This is a genomic window from Streptomyces sp. NPDC001700 (genome assembly GCF_053596435.1).
Genome location: NZ_JBSFGE010000053.1, coordinates 1 through 17288 on the forward strand (window position 1 = coordinate 1; position 17288 = coordinate 17288).

At 70.5% G+C, this 17288-nt stretch carries 13 protein-coding genes; 6 read left to right on the forward strand and 7 right to left on the reverse strand.

From position 1 onward, the window contains the following. The 6 genes from ACWC5C_RS41520 to ACWC5C_RS41545 form a co-directional block, all read left to right on the forward strand. On the forward strand, window positions 1-4725 hold a 4725-nt coding region (locus ACWC5C_RS41520), incomplete at its 5' end, for an amino acid adenylation domain-containing protein (RefSeq protein ID WP_450884457.1). Between the two features lie 114 nt (window positions 4726-4839). Then, the gene (locus tag ACWC5C_RS41525) at window positions 4840-5793 is read left to right on the forward strand and encodes an ABC transporter ATP-binding protein (RefSeq protein ID WP_450884459.1); all 954 of its coding nucleotides are present in this window, start codon (window positions 4840-4842) and stop codon (window positions 5791-5793) included. A gap of 18 nt (window positions 5794-5811) precedes the next feature. Next, window positions 5812-6603 carry an ABC transporter gene (locus tag ACWC5C_RS41530; protein ID WP_450884461.1) on the forward strand — a complete coding sequence of 264 codons (792 nt, stop codon included), beginning with the start codon at window positions 5812-5814 and terminating at the stop codon, window positions 6601-6603. 513 nt (window positions 6604-7116) lie between these two features. Then, window positions 7117-7863: an ArsR/SmtB family transcription factor gene (locus tag ACWC5C_RS41535; protein WP_450884463.1), complete on the forward strand. Its 747-nt coding sequence runs from the start codon at window positions 7117-7119 to the stop codon at window positions 7861-7863. Window positions 7864-7929: 66 nt separating this feature from the next. Continuing rightward, window positions 7930-8340 (forward strand): hypothetical protein, encoded by a 411-nt coding sequence (locus tag ACWC5C_RS41540; protein WP_450884465.1) that lies wholly within the window; start codon window positions 7930-7932, stop codon window positions 8338-8340. A 100-nt stretch (window positions 8341-8440) separates the two neighbouring features. Next, window positions 8441-8869, forward strand: coding sequence for a hypothetical protein (locus ACWC5C_RS41545; RefSeq protein ID WP_450884467.1), 429 nt, complete (start codon window positions 8441-8443; stop codon window positions 8867-8869). A 107-nt stretch (window positions 8870-8976) separates the two neighbouring features. Here ACWC5C_RS41545 and ACWC5C_RS41550 read toward each other — a convergent pair whose 3' ends face one another. The 7 genes from ACWC5C_RS41550 to ACWC5C_RS41580 form a co-directional block, all read right to left on the reverse strand. Continuing rightward, window positions 8977-10074 (reverse strand): prephenate dehydrogenase, encoded by a 1098-nt coding sequence (locus ACWC5C_RS41550; protein ID WP_450884469.1) that lies wholly within the window; start codon window positions 10072-10074, stop codon window positions 8977-8979. Window positions 10075-10129: 55 nt separating this feature from the next. Beyond that, window positions 10130-11470, reverse strand: a complete 1341-nt coding sequence (locus ACWC5C_RS41555; RefSeq protein WP_450884471.1) for an aminotransferase-like domain-containing protein — start codon at window positions 11468-11470, stop codon at window positions 10130-10132. Next, window positions 11467-12615: an alpha-hydroxy acid oxidase gene (locus tag ACWC5C_RS41560; RefSeq protein ID WP_450884473.1), complete on the reverse strand. Its 1149-nt coding sequence runs from the start codon at window positions 12613-12615 to the stop codon at window positions 11467-11469. Before ACWC5C_RS41560 ends, ACWC5C_RS41555 begins: the two co-directional genes overlap by 4 nt. After that, entirely contained in the window at window positions 12612-13745 is a 1134-nt protein-coding gene (gene hppD, locus ACWC5C_RS41565; RefSeq protein WP_450884475.1) for a 4-hydroxyphenylpyruvate dioxygenase, read from the reverse strand. The genes ACWC5C_RS41560 and hppD overlap by 4 nt, the downstream gene beginning before the upstream one ends. Window positions 13746-13834: 89 nt before the next feature. Next, entirely contained in the window at window positions 13835-14776 is a 942-nt protein-coding gene (locus ACWC5C_RS41570) for a TauD/TfdA family dioxygenase (protein ID WP_450884477.1), read from the reverse strand. 101 nt (window positions 14777-14877) lie between these two features. Beyond that, window positions 14878-15690 (reverse strand): alpha/beta fold hydrolase, encoded by an 813-nt coding sequence (locus tag ACWC5C_RS41575; protein WP_450884479.1) that lies wholly within the window; start codon window positions 15688-15690, stop codon window positions 14878-14880. A gap of 60 nt (window positions 15691-15750) precedes the next feature. Next, window positions 15751-17288: non-ribosomal peptide synthetase (locus ACWC5C_RS41580; RefSeq protein WP_450884481.1), on the reverse strand; the 1538-nt coding region annotated here is incomplete at its 5' end.

Consider the following 17288-nt stretch of genomic DNA (forward strand, 5'->3'; position numbering starts at 1 on the left):
GGCCTCACCCAAGCACTCACCACCACCGCCACCACCGCCCGCACCGCCCTCACCACCCGCCACCGCCCCACCCGCATCCCCCTCTCCCACGCCCAGCAACGGCTGTGGTTCCTGCACCAGTACGAGCCGGGCAGCCCGCTCTACAACATCCCGGTCGCACTCCGCCTGACCGGCCCACTCGACCATGCGGCCCTAGAGGCCGCACTGGCCGATGTCGTGGAGCGCCACGAGTCGCTGCGCACCCTGTTCGCAGGCGACGCGGACAGCGGCGACCCGTACCAAGTCGTGGTCGAGGACGCGCGGCCCCGCCTGGAGACGGAGCGGGTGCCGGACGGTGCGCTGGCGGCGCGGCTGGCCGCTGCGGCGTCGTACGGGTTCGATCTCGCGGCGGAGATCCCGCTGCGGGCGCCCCTGTTCGAGGTCGGGACGGACGAACACGTACTGCTGCTGGTCATCCACCACATCGCGGCGGACGGCTCATCGCTGGCCCCGCTGGCGCGGGACCTGACGACCGCGTACACGGCCCGTGTCGAGGGCCGCGCCCCGGCGTGGGCGCCGCTGCCGGTGCAGTACGCCGACTTCACCCTCTGGCAGCGTGAAGTCCTCGGCTCCGAGGACGACCCCGACAGCCCCATGTCCCGGCAACTGGCCTACTGGCAGCGCACGTTGGGCGACCTCCCGGCGGAGCTGGAGCTGCCCACCGACCGGCCCCGGCCGACGACTCCCTCCCACCGGGGCGGGGCCGTCGCGTTCGAGGTGCCGAGGGGGCTGCGGGAGCGGGTCGAGGCGGTGGCGCGGGAGAGCCAGGCCAGTGCGTTCATGGTCGTTCAGGCGGCGCTCGCCGTGCTCCTCTCCCGCCTCGGCGCCGGTACGGACATCCCCATCGGCTCGCCCGTCGCGGGCCGCACCGACGACGCGGTCGAGGACCTGATCGGGTTCTTCGTCAACACCCTCGTCCTGCGCACCGACCTCTCCGGCGACCCCACCTTCGCCCAGCTCATCGACCGGGTACGGGAGACCGACCTCGCCGCCTACAGCAACCAGGACGTGCCCTTCGAGCGGATCGTGGACCTGCTCGGCCCGGAACGCTCGACCGCCCGCCACCCGCTGTTCCAGACCGTGCTGAGCTGGAACAACGACGACGACCGCAAGGCGCTCGCGGCATCGGCCGGGCTGCCGGGCCTGACCGTGTCGGTCGAGGGCACCGCCACCGAGGCGGCCAAGTTCGACCTGCTGTTCTCCTTCTCCGAGGGAAGCGAGGGCTACGCGGGCCACCTCGGCTACAGCAGCGACCTGTTCGACGACGACACGGCCCGCACCCTGGTCGAGCGCCTGATCAGGGTGCTCGACGCCCTGACCGGCGCCCCCCAGCGGCGCATCGGCGAGGCGGTTGCCCTCGGGTCGGCCGAACGGCGGCAGTTGCTGGAGGAGTGGAACGACACCACGCGTGAACTGCCGCGCGGCTCCCTGCCCGAGCTGTTCGAGGCCCGGGCGGCGCTCAGCCCCGACGAGGTGGCCGTCGTGTTCGGCGACACGTCACTCTCGTACGCCGAACTCAACGCCCGCGCCAACCGCCTGGCGCACCGACTGGCGGCGAGCCTGGCCCCGGAGGCGCGCGTGGGCGTGCTCATGGAGCGCTCCGCCGACCTGGTCGTCGCCCTGCTGGCGGTGGTCAAGGCGGGCGGTGTCTACGTACCGCTGAGCACGGCCTATCCGGACAGCAGGATGCGGTGGATCCTCGGCGAGACCGAGGCGGCCGTACTGCTCACCGATCAGTCCCTGCGGTCCCGGGCGCGGGACGTCGCCGAGGGCGCGCCCGTGCTCGTCGTGGACGGTGGCGAACCGACCGCCGGACCGGAGCGGGACGACAACCCGGGCCTCGCCGTCCAGCCGGACCGGCTGGCCTACGTGATATTCACGTCCGGCTCCACGGGCGCCCCCAAGGGTGTCTCGGCGACCCATGCCGACGTGGCGGACCTCGCGCGGGACCGGCGCTGGCTGGACGGTGTGGTGGACCGGGTGCCGCTGCACTCGCCGCACGCCTGGGACGGTTCGACGTTCGAGCTGTGGGCGCCGCTGCTCAACGGCGGCCGGGTCGTGGTCGCACCGCCGGGGGACCTCGACATCGACGCGCTGAGCCGACTCGTCGTGGACCACGGGATCACCGCGCTCTTCCTCACCACCGGTCTGTTCGGGGTCCTCGCGCAGGAGCACCCCGAGTGCCTGGCGCGCGTCCGGCAGGTGTGGACCGGCGGGGACATCGCCTCGCCTGCCGCGATGCGCAGGGTGCTCGAACACTGCCCGTCGACCAAGGTCGTGCACGTGTACGGCCCGACCGAGACGACGGCATTCTCCACCAGCCACGAGGTCGGCGGCCGGGAAGTGGACGGTCCGGCGGGCGGCGTTCCGATCGGCCGTCCCCTGGACAACATGCGGCACTACGTCCTGGACGCGTCCCTGCGGCTGGTACCGCCCGGCGTGCCGGGTGAGCTGTACATCGCGGGCTCCGGCCTCGCGCGGGGCTACTGGGGGCGCGCGGTCCTGACGGCGAAGAGCTTCGTCGCCGACCCGTTCGGCGCGCCGGGGACCCGTATGTACCGCACGGGTGACCTGGTCCGGTGGAACAAGGCCGGTCTGGTGGAGTTCATCGGCCGGGCCGACAACCAGGTCAAGGTCCGCGGCTTCCGCATCGAACTCGGCGAGATCGAGGCGGCGTTCACCGCGAGCGGCTCGGTGACGCAGGTCGCCGTCGTGGTGCGGCAGGACCGGCCGGGGGACAAGCGCCTCGTGGCGTACGTCGTCCCGGCGGCCTCCTACGCCCAGGAGGAGCTGCGCGCGCACCTGGCACGGACACTGCCCGACTACATGGTCCCGCAGGTGATCGTGGAGCTGGACGCCCTGCCGCTGACCTCGGTCGGAAAGCTGGACCGCACGGCGTTGCCGGTGCCGGAGTTCGCCGCGGCGCTCGCCGGACGGGCGCCGCGCACCGGGCGCGAGGAGCTGCTGTGCGGACTGTTCGCCGAGGTGCTCGGTGTGGCCGAGGTGAGCATCGACGACGCGTTCTTCGACCTGGGCGGCGACAGCATCATGTCGATCCAGCTGGTCAGCCGGGCGCGCCGGGCTGGCCTGGTGATCTCGCCGAAGGATGTCTTCGAGCGCAAGACGGTGGTGGCCCTCGCCGAGGTCGCGACGGAGCGGAGCGGCGGTACGGCGCGGGAGGAGGCCGGTGCCGGGGTGGGTCCGATGCCCGCCACGCCGATCATGCACTGGCTGGCCGAACGCGGCGGATCCATCGACCGGTTCAACCAGTCGACGGTGCTGCGGGTGGGGGCTGATCTCGGCCTGCCGCACCTCCGGTCGGCCGTGCGGACGCTGCTCGATCACCATGACGCGCTCCGGATGCGGGCGACCCGGTCCGGCGATCCGGCCGCCGCGCCGGGTGGGTGGGACTGCGTCATCGCCGAGCCCGGGGCGGTCGAGGCCGCGTCGGTGGTCCGGCGGGTGGATGTGCGGGACCTGGACGACGCCGGGCTGGCGGAGGTGTACGCCGCGGAGGCGGACGCCGCCGCGGACCGGTTGGCACCGGCGGCCGGGATCATGCTCCAGGTGGTCTGGTTCGACGGGGGTCCCGAGGTGCCCGGCCGGTTGCTCCTGGTGGTCAACCACCTGGTGATGGACGGGGTTTCGTGGCGCATCCTGCTCCCGGACCTGGTGGAGGCGTGGGAGGCGGCCGTGGCCGGCCGGGAGCCGAAGCTCGCTCCCGTCGGCACCTCCCTGCGGCACTGGGCCCAGCGCCTGCGGGACGAGGCGGCGGCGCCCGCCCGGGTGGCGGAGACCGACCTGTGGGCGGCGATGGTCGCCGACCCCGAACCCCTGATCGGCTCGGGCCCGCTGGACCCGGAGCTGGACACCCACAGCACCTCGGACCGGCTCGAGCTGACGCTGCCGTCCGACGTGACCGGGCCGCTCCTGACCTCGGTCCCGGCGGTGTACAACGCGGGCGTGAACGACGTGCTGCTCGCGGCGTTCGCCTGGGCGCTCTCCGAGTGGCGCGACCAGGGCGGGGGCCGGGCGTTCCTGGTGGACCTGGAGGGTCACGGCCGTGCGGAGAGCGCCGTGGAAGGCACCGAACTCTCCCGTACGGTCGGCTGGTTCACCAGCATGTATCCGGTACGCCTCGGCACCGGGACGTTCGACCGCGCCGACGCCTGGGCGGGCGGCCTCGCGGCGGGCACGGTCCTGAAGCGGGTCAAGGAGCAGCTGCGAGCCGTTCCCGACGGTGGCATCGGCTACGGGCTGCTGCGCTACCTCAACCCGGACGGCGCGCGGCGGCTCGCGCCGGGCGCGCGGGCCCAGCTCGGGTTCAACTACCTGGGCCGGTTCGCGGCGCCGGGTGGCGCCGGCGGGGAGTCCGCGTGGGGCCCCGAGCCCGGTGTGCGGGGGCCGTCCGGGGAGGCGGCGGAGACCCCGCTCGCGCATGTCGTCGAGCTGAACTCGTTCACGGCGGACGGGCCGGAGGGCCCGTCACTCGTGGCGACCTGGAGCTGGGCCCGCCGACTGCTGGCGGACGGCTCCGTCGAGGAGCTGGGCGGGCTGTGGTTCCGGGCTCTGCGGGCCCTGGTGGAGCACGCCGAGCGGCCGGAGGCGGGTGGTCTGACGCCGTCCGACGTGGCGATGGCGGAGATCACCCAGGAGGAGATCGACGAGTTCGAGGACCTTCTCTAGCACCCGCGCTCTCTGTCGAAAGTCGTAGTGCCGCCGTGCCGATCGGCACAAGACCTGTCCGGGCGGGCCCCGTACGGTCGTTCACATGGAAGGACACCTGAGGATGGACGGGCAATGATCACACTGCGCGGAGTGACCAAGCGCTATGACACGGCGATCGCCGTGGACCAGCTGGACCTGGAGATCGCCTCGGGAAAGGTGACGGGGTTCCTCGGTCCGAACGGCGCCGGCAAGTCGACCACCATGCGTATGATCATGGGCCTGGACCGCCCGACGTCCGGTGAGGCCCTGATCAACGGCAAGCCGTACGCCGAACTCACGCATCCGCTGCGCGAGGTCGGGGCGCTCCTCGAGGCGAAGGCGCTCCACCCGGGGCGCAGCGCCTACAGCCACCTGCTGGCGATGGCGCGCAGCAATGGCATTCCACGCAAGCGGGTCGAAGAGGTCCTGGAGACCGTGGGCCTGGAGAAGGTGGCCAAGAAGAAGGCCGGTTCCTTCTCGCTGGGCATGGGACAGCGCCTCGGCATCGCGAGCGCGCTGCTCGGCGATCCGCAGACCCTGCTCTTCGACGAGCCGGTGAACGGCCTCGACCCGGACGGGGTGCGCTGGGTACGCGAGTTGATGCGGTCGCTGGCCGAAGAGGGCCGCACCGTCTTCGTGTCGAGCCACCTCATGAGCGAGATGCAGCTCACGGCCGACCACCTGGTGGTGATCGGCAAGGGCAAGCTCATCGCCAATGACACGATCGACCAGGTCATCGCCCGCAGTTCGCTGACCGCCGTCCGGGTGCGTACGCCCGACGGCCCGGGCATGGACGACTTGGTGGCGCGCCTCGAAGCGGAGTCCCTCAAGGTCCAGCGGAACGAGGAGCACGAGATCCTGGTGTCCGGATCGACGGCGGAGGCCATCGGCGATCTCGCCTTCCGGACGGGCCTCAGGCTGCATGAACTCCGGGTGGTCGAAGCGTCGCTGGAGCAGGCCTACATGGAGATGACGGCCAACAGCGTCGAGTACAAGTCGTCGAAGCCCGTCGCCGCGCAGCGGGGCCAGCAGGAAGTCGAGGCCTGAGTCATGTCCAGCTCAACCATGAACACGACCACGCTGAGCACGGCCTCGCACGGCCGGGGCAAGGCGATCGGCGCGATCGCCGCGGAGTGGACCAAGCTCTGGTCCGTCAAGGCCACGTGGTGGTGCCTGGCCGGCTCCTTCGCCCTGATGGCCCTCTTCGCACCCGGCCTCGGCACCAGCATCGCGAGCAGCTACCGCAGCGACGGCAAGGACGCCGACATCCCGATCGCCCACCCGTCGGTGATGGCGGTGAACATGGTGCAGTTCGCGGTGATCGCCCTCGCCATGCTGGCGATCACGACCGAGTACTCCACCGGCAGCATCCGCTCGACGCTGCAGTGCGTGCCGCTGCGGGGCCGGATGCTGTTCTCCAAGATCACGGTGATCGCCCCGGTCATGTTCGTGACCGGCATGCTGCTCTCGGCCGTGGGTACCGCCACCACCACACCGCTGCTGTTCGAGTACGCCGACACCAACCTCGGCAAGGCGATCCCGACCATCGTCACGACCGGTGTGTACATCGCGCTGATGGGTGTCTTCGCCATCGGTGTCGGAGCGGCCGTGCGCAGCGCCGTGGGCACGCTGACCACCGTCTTCATGGTCCTGGCCGGCCTGCCGGGCGCGCTGGCTCTCTCCAGCAGCGACTTCACCAAGAAGATCCTGGACTACCTTCCCTCCATCGCGGGCCAGCACCTGATGGACGGGGACACCGAGCCCTACGGCCGGATGGGCGCGCTCCTGGTGGTCCTGGTGTGGGTGGCCGCCGCGGTGGTCGCCGGGTACGTCGTCCTGCGCAAGCGGGACGCCTGAGCGGGTGGCGGTGGTCGTTCCCCCGGCGGCCACCGCCACTCTTTTTTTCTTTGGTCACACCCGCCCCTTCGTTATCACGGCAATCGCCTCTCACGCAAGCCCCTTTGGTCTCGACTGAATCAGGCATACACCCGTGCCATTTTGATTCATGCTTGCTATTTTGAAGCCGGTGCCAGATTTCAGCTGTGACTATGGCGTTGCCGGGGGAATAACGTGTTACGCATTCATCTGAGACACGAGGACGTCAAGAACGTACACATGATGGCAACTTTGGGCCCCGTGTCCGAAGCTATGTTCTCCATCCACCACGTAAGCGGAAAGGGCGATTCCGAGTTCAAGGAGTGGCGGAATCAGCTGGCCAGGCGGATCGGTTCCAGCGACGAACTGATCAGCGTCGTGAAGATGCTGAGGAGGATCCCAGATCTCACATGGCTGCTCGGTCCCGAGTGTGACAAGTCGCCAGGTGAACGAAATGTTTCGGCGGGCCCTAGCCGACGAGAAATCCGGGCCGCCATGGAAGACTTCATCCAGCTGTCGATAGCCCCTTATTGGCAGCAGATATTGGCCCATCTGGTCCTGCAGCGGGAAGCGCGCATGAAGGCGCAGGCCGATGGCGGTGAGCATCTCCTTAATTTTTTGCATTCGGATGTCCGAATGGTCGGCCGCGTTCTTGAGGTACCGGCCGCCGACGACGTGGACATAGAACTCGACGGCAAGGGTTTGCTGCTGGCTCCCTCGCTGTTCCTCGGCGCCAGGCCCGGGGTGCTGTTCCGTGACGTCAAAGGAACGAACGGTCGGCCGGTCTTCGTCTTCTCCGCCCAGCCCGACCCCGAGGCGTCGCGCGCCCTGTGGAGCCCGCAGGCCAAGGACGGGGAAGCGCTGGACGCGCTCATGGGGCGCACCAGGGCGCAGCTCCTGCGCCTGGCGCTGGCCGGTGGCACCACCAGTGAACTCGCCCAGCGGGTCGGCACGTCGGCCGCGTCCGTCAGCCAGCACACCAGTGTGCTGCGCAAGGCCGGGCTGATCCGCTCCGAGCGGCACCGCAACACCATGAACCACCGCATCACGGCGCTGGGCCGCGCCGTCCTCGACGGCAGGTCGCAGCCCATGGCGGTGGACGCCGCGGGCGGGCGGCCCGACCTTCCCGCTGAGCCCCGGATCCGGTCGAAGCCGATGCCGAAGCGGTCGCTGTCCGCCGCGCGGTGGGAGTTCGGCACCCCCGGGGCGGGACAGCGCGACCTCAGCAGCTGCGCGTCCTAGCCCGGCACCATCCCGCTTATCGAAAAGAGGGAAATGCTCATGCGACGTACGGTTCGTACCACGGCAGTGGCGGCAGCACTCGGAGCGGTGACGCTGCTCGCCGCCCCCACGGCCCAGGCAGCGCCCCCGGCGGCCGCCGCGACCGCCAAGCCGGACTGCATCACCGGCAGCGAGGAGACAGACTTTGGGCGCGGTGAGATAAAGGCCTGTGTGCAGAGCAACGGCAAGACCAGAGTCACCGGTTACATCGAGGACCTGTTGCCCGGTGTCGGCTGGTGGGGCGATCCGGACGGCGCTTGCGTGAGCTGGTATCTGAGCTGGACGGGGCCGGACGGCGAGCCGATGGACGAAGAAACGCCGTTTATCTGCCCGCATTTCACCCCACCCCCCTCGCGTGAGACGAAGAAGCAGCTCGACTACGAGTACGAGTCGGCGATTCCGGTGGAGAAGGTAAGGCTCGGGCGGTTCTGGATGTAGCGGAAGTGCCCCGGCCGCCAAGCTCGTTCGACGGCTGCGCGCCCGGAATGTGCCATTTTCGCACATCAGCTCAGCCAGAGATGGAGAGAGGGAAATGCTCATGCGACGTACGGTTCGTACCACGGCGGTGGCGGCGGCACTCGGAGCGGTGACGCTGTTCGCCGCTCCCATGGCCCAGGCAGCGCCCTCGGCGGCTGCCGCGACCGCCGAGCCGGGCTGTATCACCGGCAGCGAGGAGCAGGCCTGGGGGCGCGGTGAGATAAAGCTCTGCGTGCAGAGCAACGGCAAGACACGGGTCACCGGTTACGTCGAGGACCTCAAGCCCGGCGGCGGCTGGGGCGCGCCGGACGGCTATTGCGTGAGCTGGTATCTGGGCTGGACGCTGCCGAACGGCAATCCGGGAGGCGAGTTCGGGCCGATCGTCTGCCCGCATTTCACCCCCTCGCATCAGGCGAAGAAGGAGTTCGACTACGAATACCAGCCGTCGACTCCGGTGCAGACGGTGAAGCTCTCGCTGGCCTCGGCGTAGCGGAAGTACCCCGGTCGCCCGGCGCGAACCGGTCGTTCCCGCTCGCGGACGGAGCCGTTCCCCTCAGGGACGGCTCCGTTTCCGTTCGGCCCGGGCGGCCGCCGAGGCTAAGCGTCCTGGCCACCGAGCCCGTTCGAAGGCTGCGCGGCCCAGCCGCGGTTCCGCAGCTCCTGCGCGAGCACGCGTTCGGCTCCGGAGGCCACCGCGAGTCTCGCCCGCCCGAGCAGCTGCCTCGCCGAGTGGTCGATGTCGATGTCCTCGATGTTGACCCCGGCCGCCGCCACGTCGGTGAACAGCCGCGCCAGCTCGCCCGGGCTGTCGCCCACGGACACTTCCACCGCCGTGAACGCGGCATCGGGCACCCCGTGCTTGCCGGGGATCCTGGCCCGTCCGTCCACCCCGCGCCGCAGCGCCTCGGACAGCTCCGCCGCACCGTCGCCGCCCTCGGCGCACCGCCGCAGGACCGCCACCGCTTCGAGTACATCGCCCGCGAACGCCTCGAGCACATCGGCGACCGGCCCGGCGTTCGCCGACAGGATGTCCGTCCACAGCGCCGGGCTGCCCGCCGCGATGCGGGTGACATCCCGCAGCCCCTGCCCGGCCAGCCGCAGTGCCGACTCCTTGCCGTCCAGGAGCCGGGCCGCGGCGAGGCTCGCGATCAGATGCGGGGCGTGCGAGACGAGCGCCACCGCCCGGTCATGGTCTTCGGGGTCGAACAGCGCGGGCGTGGCCCCGCACAACGCTGTCAGTTCCAAGGCCGAGTTGAGCGCCAGATCGCTGGTGAGGGCGGTCGGCACCAGCACCCAGGGGCGCCCTTCGAACAGGTCGGCGCGGGCGGCCAGCGGCCCCGACCGCTCACCACCGGCCAGCGGATGCCCGCCCACCACGGACGTCATCTCACAGCCCAGCGCCTCGATCTCCCGGCACGGCAGGCCCTTGACGCTCGCGACATCGGTGTAGAAGCGGGCCGTTCCCCGCTTCTGCAGCATCGCGAGCACCGGTGCCACCTGGACCGGCGGCACGGCGAGCACGGCGATGTCCGCCACCTCGCGCGGCTCCTCGGCCCGCCCGGCGCCGAGCGCCTCGGCGGTCCGCAGTGCGGCGGGGTCGGCGTCGATCAGATACGTGGTGATGCCCCGCCCGCGCAGGGCGAGGGCGATGGACGTGCCGATCAGGCCGGTTCCGGCTATGACCGCGGTGCGCATGGGAAACGTGACTCCCCTTCGATCGAAGAACGTCAGCTGGTCAGCCGGTCGCCGGTCAGCTGGTCGGCTGGTCGGCCACCAGCGCGGCGAACCTTTCGAGTCCCTCGTCGATCTGCTCCGGGGTGACCAGGCTGTAGGACAGCCGGATCTGCCGGGCGGCCGCGGCGTCCGTGCTGAAGTACCGCATGGGCGTCCACAGCACGCCGTAGTCACGGGCCGAGACCTCGAGCAGCTTCTCGTCGGCGGGGAACGGCACGTCCACCACGAGAAAGAAGCCACCCCGTGGCGTGTTCCAGCTCACCCCTGAACCGCCGCCCGCCGGGAAGTGCCGGCGCAGCCCGGCGACGAGCTGCTCCAGGTTGCCCCGGTACACCGCGATCTCCCGCTCATTGGCCCTGAGCAGACTGCGCTCGTGCGTCAGCAGCTTCCCGGCGATGACCGCCTGGGCGATGGGGGAGGTATTGACCGTGACCATGCTCTTGATCTTCGAGAGCTGGTCGGCGAACAGGCCCACCTCACCGTCCGCCCCGGCCACGCTCTGATCCGCCACCGCGAACCCGATGCGGGCACCCGGCAGGCCTGTCTTGGCGAACGACCCCAGGTAGACGACCCGGCGGTGGGTGTCGAGGGACTTGAGGGTGGGGAGCCGCTCCCCGTCCGCGCTGAAATAGCCGTACGGGTTGTCCTCCAGGAGCAGCAGATCCTCCTGCTCCGCGAAGTCCAGGACGGCCCGCCGGGTCTCCAGGTCCACGCTCGTGCCGGCCGGGTTGGAGAAGTCGGGCACCAGGTAGCAGGCGCGCGGCCGCAACCCGTCGGCGCGCGCCGCGCGGACCGTGGCCGCGAGATCCGCCAGGTCGATCCCGCGCGGGCCGCCCGCCACCTCGAGTACCGGCATGTCGACCAGCCGGGCCGCGCCCTTCAGGCCGACATAGCCCGGCGAGACGGCCAGTACGACATCGCGGTCGTCCGAGCGCAGCGCGCGCAGCACCAGGAACATCGCCTCCTGGCAGCCCACCGTGACCACCACCGACCCGGCGGGGACCGAGATCCCCTCGTCCACCTGCAGATGGTCGGCGATCAGCTCATGGATGATGCCGTTGGTGCGCCCGTACTGGAAGAACGTGCGCCGCACCTCCTCGTCGCCGTACCCCTTCTCCTCCTTCAGGTACTGCTCGAAGCGGCGCAGGTAGTCGTGGACCTGGCAGGTCTCGAAGAACCCCTCGAAGGGCCGGCCCGGCGCGAACGAGACCGCGTCGGGGTAGAGCTGGGCGATCTCGTTGAGGAAGTTCATCGACCCGAGCGCCGGGTCCTCCAGCGAGCCGTGCAGGCTCTCGGTGGTCAACTGCGCGGCGCCCGCCGCGAGATGGGCGGTCGCCCCGTTCGGTATGACGGTCACTTCGCCAGCATCCCTTCGTCGTCCTTCCCTGGCTGGCCCACCGGCAACGGGCCCCTGGCGGTGCGCAGGTGGCGGGCCTCACTCACGCTGCCGCACCCGGCCAGGCCCAGCGCGTCGCGCAGCTCCGTGGCCAGCAGGCCCAGGACCTCCCGCGCCCCGGCCTCGCCGCCCGCGGCGAGCCCCCACAGCAGAGGGCGGCCCACGAGGGCACCGCTCGCGCCGAGCGCCAGCGCCTTCAGTACGTCGGCCCCGCCGCGGAACCCGCTGTCCACCAGAACCTCGATGCGCCCGTCGACCGCGGCGCACACCGCCTCAAGCGCGTCAACCGCCGGTATCGCGCCGTCGAGTTGGCGCCCCCCGTGGTTGGAGACCACCACGGCATCCGCTCCGCACTCGACGGCCCGCACGGCATCCGCCGGGTCGAGGATGCCCTTGAGGATCAGCGGCAACTCCGTACGGGACCGCAGCTCCCGCACGTCCGACCAGCTCAGCGAGGCGGCGAACGTCGTGCTGGTGTGCGCGGCGAGCGCCGATCCCCCAGGAGCCGGACGGTGCGCCTCGGATGCCGCGCCCACCGTGAAGTTGGCGGCCTCCACCTCGGGCGGCAACGAGAACCCGTTGCGCACGTCCCGCAGCCGCCGCCCCATCCACGGCACATCGACCGTGAGGATCAGCGCGGCGCATCCGGCGTCCTCGGCCCTGCGCACCAGCTCGTACGACATGGCACGGTCACGCAGCCAGTAGAGCTGGAACCAGGTGGTGCCGCCCACCTCGGCGACACGCTCCAGCGGGACACTGCTCAACGTCCCCACGGTGAACGGAACCCCGGCGTCCTTGGCCCCGCGGGCCGCCGCCAGCTCACCCTCGGGGTGGACCAGCTTCTGGTACCCCATCGGCGCCGTGGCCACCGGCATCGACACCGCGCGCCCGAGGAGCGTGGACGCCGTCGAGCACTCCGAGACGTCCCGCAGGGCGCGCGGAACCAGTCGTACGCGGTCCAGGGCCGTGCGGTTGGCCGCGAGCGTCAGCTCGGCACCACTGCCACCGGATACGAAGTCCCAGACCGGCCGGGGCAGGACGGCGGCAGCGGCCCGCTCCAGATCGCCGATGCTCACCGCCGCCGCCGGGACCTCGCCACTGCTCACCGGGGCAGCCCGTTCTCGCGCTGCCGCTCCAGCTCGACCGCCTCGTACAGCGCCTTGATGTTGGAACTGCCGAACGTCTCGGCCCCGATCCGCTCGATGACCTCGAAGAACAGGGTGCGCCGGGCGTGCGTCGAGCGCGTGAAGATCTGGAACAGCTGGCCGCCGTGGTCCTCGTCCACGAGCAGGTTCAGCTCGCGCAGCTCGTCCAGCGTGTGCTTGCGCAGCGAGAGCCGCTGGCCGAGCAGCTCGTAGTACGCGGCGGGCGTCTGCAGGAAGCCGACCTCACGCCCCGACAGGGTGCGCACCGAGTGGGGCGCGTCGTCGCTGGAGAACGCGATGTGCTGGATGCCCGAGCCGTCGTGGTTCTTCAGGAACTCGTCGATCTGACCGGGGTCGGCCGACGGGTCGGGCTGGATGATGGTGAAGGTGATCTCGCCGGACGGGCTCTGCACCACCTTCGACAGCATGGCCTGGGTGCCGACGGAGATCCGTTCCTCGAAGATCTCGTCGAAGCCCAGGACCTCCTTGTAGAAGCGGACCGTCGGCTCCAGCTCACCGATGTTCACGCACACGGCGAAGTGGTCGATCTCCAGCAGCCCCACCCCGCGGTCGGCCGCCCCGGAGTGCTCCACCGGCCGGAAGCCGGCCGGCAGCCCGGCGGTGTCGGCGGCATCGCGCTGGACCAGCGGATGCGTCAGGTCGCCGAAGGCCGCCACGGTCGCCGTCGCGACCACCCCGCCGTCGTGGTGTCCGGACGTCTGGGCCACCGTCCGCGCACCCCGCCTGACGGCCTCCGCGCAAGCCGCCGCGACATCGTCGGTACGCAGGGCGATGGCGGCGACACCGTCCCCGTGGCCGAGTACGTAAGCGGAGGCGGGGTGCTCGTCGCTGGTCCCTTCGGTCAGGACCAGCGTGATCCGGCCCTGACGCAGTGCGGCGCTGCGGAAGCCCTGCTCGGGCGAGCCCGCGGTGCCCACCACGGTGAACCCGTAGCTGTCGACCCAGTGACCGACCCGGTCGTCGAGGTCTTCGACGTACAGCTCGACGTGGTCGAGCCGCAGACCGTCGAGGCAGCCGGTCTCCGCGGGGACCGGATCCGTAGAGGCGGACGATATCGGTGCAGAGGGCATGGCCATCCTGTTCTCGTGTACGGGGGCGAAGGGCGAAGCGGATCGGGGTGCGCCGGGCGGTCGCGGGCGGCGCGCGGGAGCCTGGTTCCTCAGCCGGACATCGCGACCAGGACCCGGCGGGGGCCGGTGAACGGCCGCCGTCCGTGGGCCACCAGGACGTTGTCGATGAGCATGAGATCGCCGGTGCGCCAGTCCACGTCGACCGCCGCGTCGAGCCCCTTGTCCCGCACCTCGATCACGTACTCGTCCGGGATCGCGCTCCCGTCGGCGAACCTGACGGACTGGGGCAGCTCCTCCTCGGGCAGGATCTGCGCCAGCTCGGCCGCCGTCTCGTCACCGAGCGCGGCCGGGTGCCACTGGTCGGACTGGTTGAACCACACCTCGACCCCCGTCACCGGGTGCCGGACGGTGGACGGACGCAGTTGCGTCACCCGCAGCCCGCCGTCCCCGCGCCACTCCCACTCGGCCTCCGTGCCCTTGAGGAAGGCCTCGACCTCCGCGCGGTCTTCGGTCTCGAAGGTGTCCTGCCAGCTCTTGCCCAGACCCCGCCCGCCGTGCAGGTTCTGCGCATAGCGGACACCGCCCGCGAAGGCCTCGCGGATCGCCGGGTCCAGCGACTCCAGCCACAGCGCGCCGTCCACCACCGGAGTCGCCCCGCCCGTCGTCGGCTCGTGGGCCGCGAAGAAGAGCAGCCGGGAGGGCCACGCATAGGCGTAGGACAGCTCGTTGTGCATGGAGATCGTCAGCTCGTTCGGGTACTCCGTCGAGGTGTAGATGTTGCTGCCCACCTTGGAGCGCGGCGAGTTCCCGTGCACATAGGCGAGCCGGTTGGGCAGCAGCAGGTCCATGGCCGGTTCGAGCGTGCTCTCCGCCACCTGGAAGCCGCGGAACACCAGCGCCTTCTCGGCGATGAGCATGCTGTCGATCGTGTCGGTGTCGGCCAGGAACTCCGCGAGACCCGCCGGAGTCGCATCCACCCCGGCATCGTCCGCGGTGATCTCGAGGGGCTTCCAGCCGTGCTGCTGACTCATGGGACCTCACTTCGCAAGGGGAGAAAGGAAAGTGCGCGTGACGCCACCGGCCACGACGGGTGGCCGGGGCGGTTCCGGGGTGGAGGGGGTGAGCCGGGCCGTCAGTGCCGGACGGTCCGGAAGAACTCGACGATGCCCTTGTTCACCGAATCCGGGTCCTCCAGATACCCGTAGTGGCCACATCCGGGAATGACCTCGAAGGTGGCTCCCGAGATCGCCTCGGCCACCTCCCGCCCCAGCTCGGGCGGTGTCACCAAGTCGTCCTGGAAGGCGATGACATGGCACGGGACGGAGATGTTCCGGTACGCCCCGAGCCGCGACGGAACCGGATCGATACCGAGCTGCACACGCTCCCCGGGGCCGGTCCCCGACGTGGCCTCCAGGACCTCTATCCAGTCGCTCACCTCCACGTCGTTCAGGAGCGAGCGCGGCGACAGATTCCGCATCACCTGGACCACCGCGTCGAACTTCGGCGGGAGCCGCACACCGGAGTCGTACAGCTCGATCTCCGCCCGGGTCAGCGCCCGGCGCATGGCGTCCACCCGCCCTCGGGTGGCGAGGAGCACGGCCTGCTGTACGAGGTCAGGCCGCAGCAGGGCCAGTTCCTGGACGACGTACGACCCCAGAGAGGTCCCGACGAGGCGGCAACTGCCCAGGCCGAGGTGCCCGATCAGGCCGATGACATCACCCACCATGTCCTGGACGGTGAAGCCTTCGGCGCAGAGGTCGCTCGGGGCGATGCCGCGGTTCTCGAAGGTGATGACCCGATACCCGGCGGCGACCAGCGCGGGAGCCTGGTGCAGATGCCACGCCCGGCCGGTGGCACCCGACCCCATCACCATGACGACGGGCTCACCCGTACCCCCAGAATCCTGATAACTCAGGCGAATTCCATTGATCGGTGCGATGGTCATGGCGATCTCTTTCGGTGTGGAATGCGTCGGGTCTGTCGGGGGCCTCGAACGGGTTGAGGGCTACTCCCACTCGGCCTGGAGGAGGTCCAGCTCGTCCTGGCTCAGGCCGGTGAGAGACACGTCGATGTCGAACTCCGCGGAGGCGGACGGTGCGTCGGCCGCCGGGGCGTCGGGCAGGGCACCCGCCTTGGCGATGGACGCCAGACCGACCACCGTGCGCTGCTCGAATACGTCCTTCACCGTGAAGACAACGCCGTCGCGGATGGCTTGGGAAACGAGCTGAAGCGACCGGATGCTGTCGCCGCCGAGGTCGAAGAAGCTGTCGTCGATGCCGACCTGTTCCAGACCGAGGATGTCGGCGAACAGGGCGGCCAGGACTTCTTCCTGCGGGGTACGGGGAGCGCGTCCGGTACCGGTGGCGGGGAACTCGGGGTCGGGCAGGGCCTTGCGGTCGAGCTTGCCGTTAGCCGTCAGCGGGAGCGCGTCGAGTTCCACGAACAGGGACGGGACCATGTAAGCGGGCAGACTCTGCGCGAGATGGTCACGCAACCGCGCTTCCGACACCTCCGCGCCACCGCTGACCAGGTACGCCACCAGGCGGTCTTCCCGGACGGCGACAGCGGCCCGGACCACGTCCGGATGACCGGCCAGCGCGGACTCCACCTCACCCAGCTCGATACGGAACCCGCGCACCTTGACCTGATCATCAGCACGCCGCAGATACTCAAGATGCCCAGCACCGTTCCAGCGGACGACATCACCGGTCCGGTACATACGGGAACCCGCCGGGCCGTACGGGTCGGCGACGAAACGCTCACCAGTCAGCCCGGGACGCTTCAGATAACCACGCGCCACACCCGCACCCGCGATATACAACTCCCCCGGCACACCGGCCGGAACAGGCTGCAGATGACCGTCCAGCACATACACCCGCGTGCGGGACAGCGGCCTTCCAATAGAGACCGCACCCTCTCCGGTGACCTCGGCGGCGGTGGACCAGATCGTGGTCTCCGTCGGCCCGTACACATTCAGCACCGACGCGGCCGAGGCGGTCAGCCGCCCCGCGAGATCCGTGGGCAGGGCCTCGCCCCCCACCAGGACCCGCACCCCCCGCAGCGCATCCCCGGCCTCGTCGGCGACCGCGCGCCACAGACTCGGCGTCGCCTGCATCACCGTGACCCGCTCGCTGCGCAGCGTCTCGCGCAGTGCGGCCGGGTCGTGCACCAGCCCCGGGGTCGCGAGCACCACGCACGCACCCGAGATCAGCGGCGCGAACAGTTCCAGACCGGCGATGTCGAAGCCGACCGTGGTCACCGCCAGCAGGCGGTCATCGGCGCTCAGCGGTATCCGGGCCCGCATGTCAGTGACCAGGTTCGCCAGCGCCGCCCGGGAGACCACCACACCCTTCGGACGCCCCGTCGACCCCGACGTGTAGAGCACATAGGCCGCACCCTCCCCCGGCACCACACCCGCAAGCTCCGCCTCACCAGCGGAGTCGCACGTGTCCAGTGAAGCGAACATGGCCTCGTCCAGGACCAGCACCGGCCCGGTCTCCGCCCGCATGAACTCCACCCGGTCCACCGGAAAGTCCGGATCAA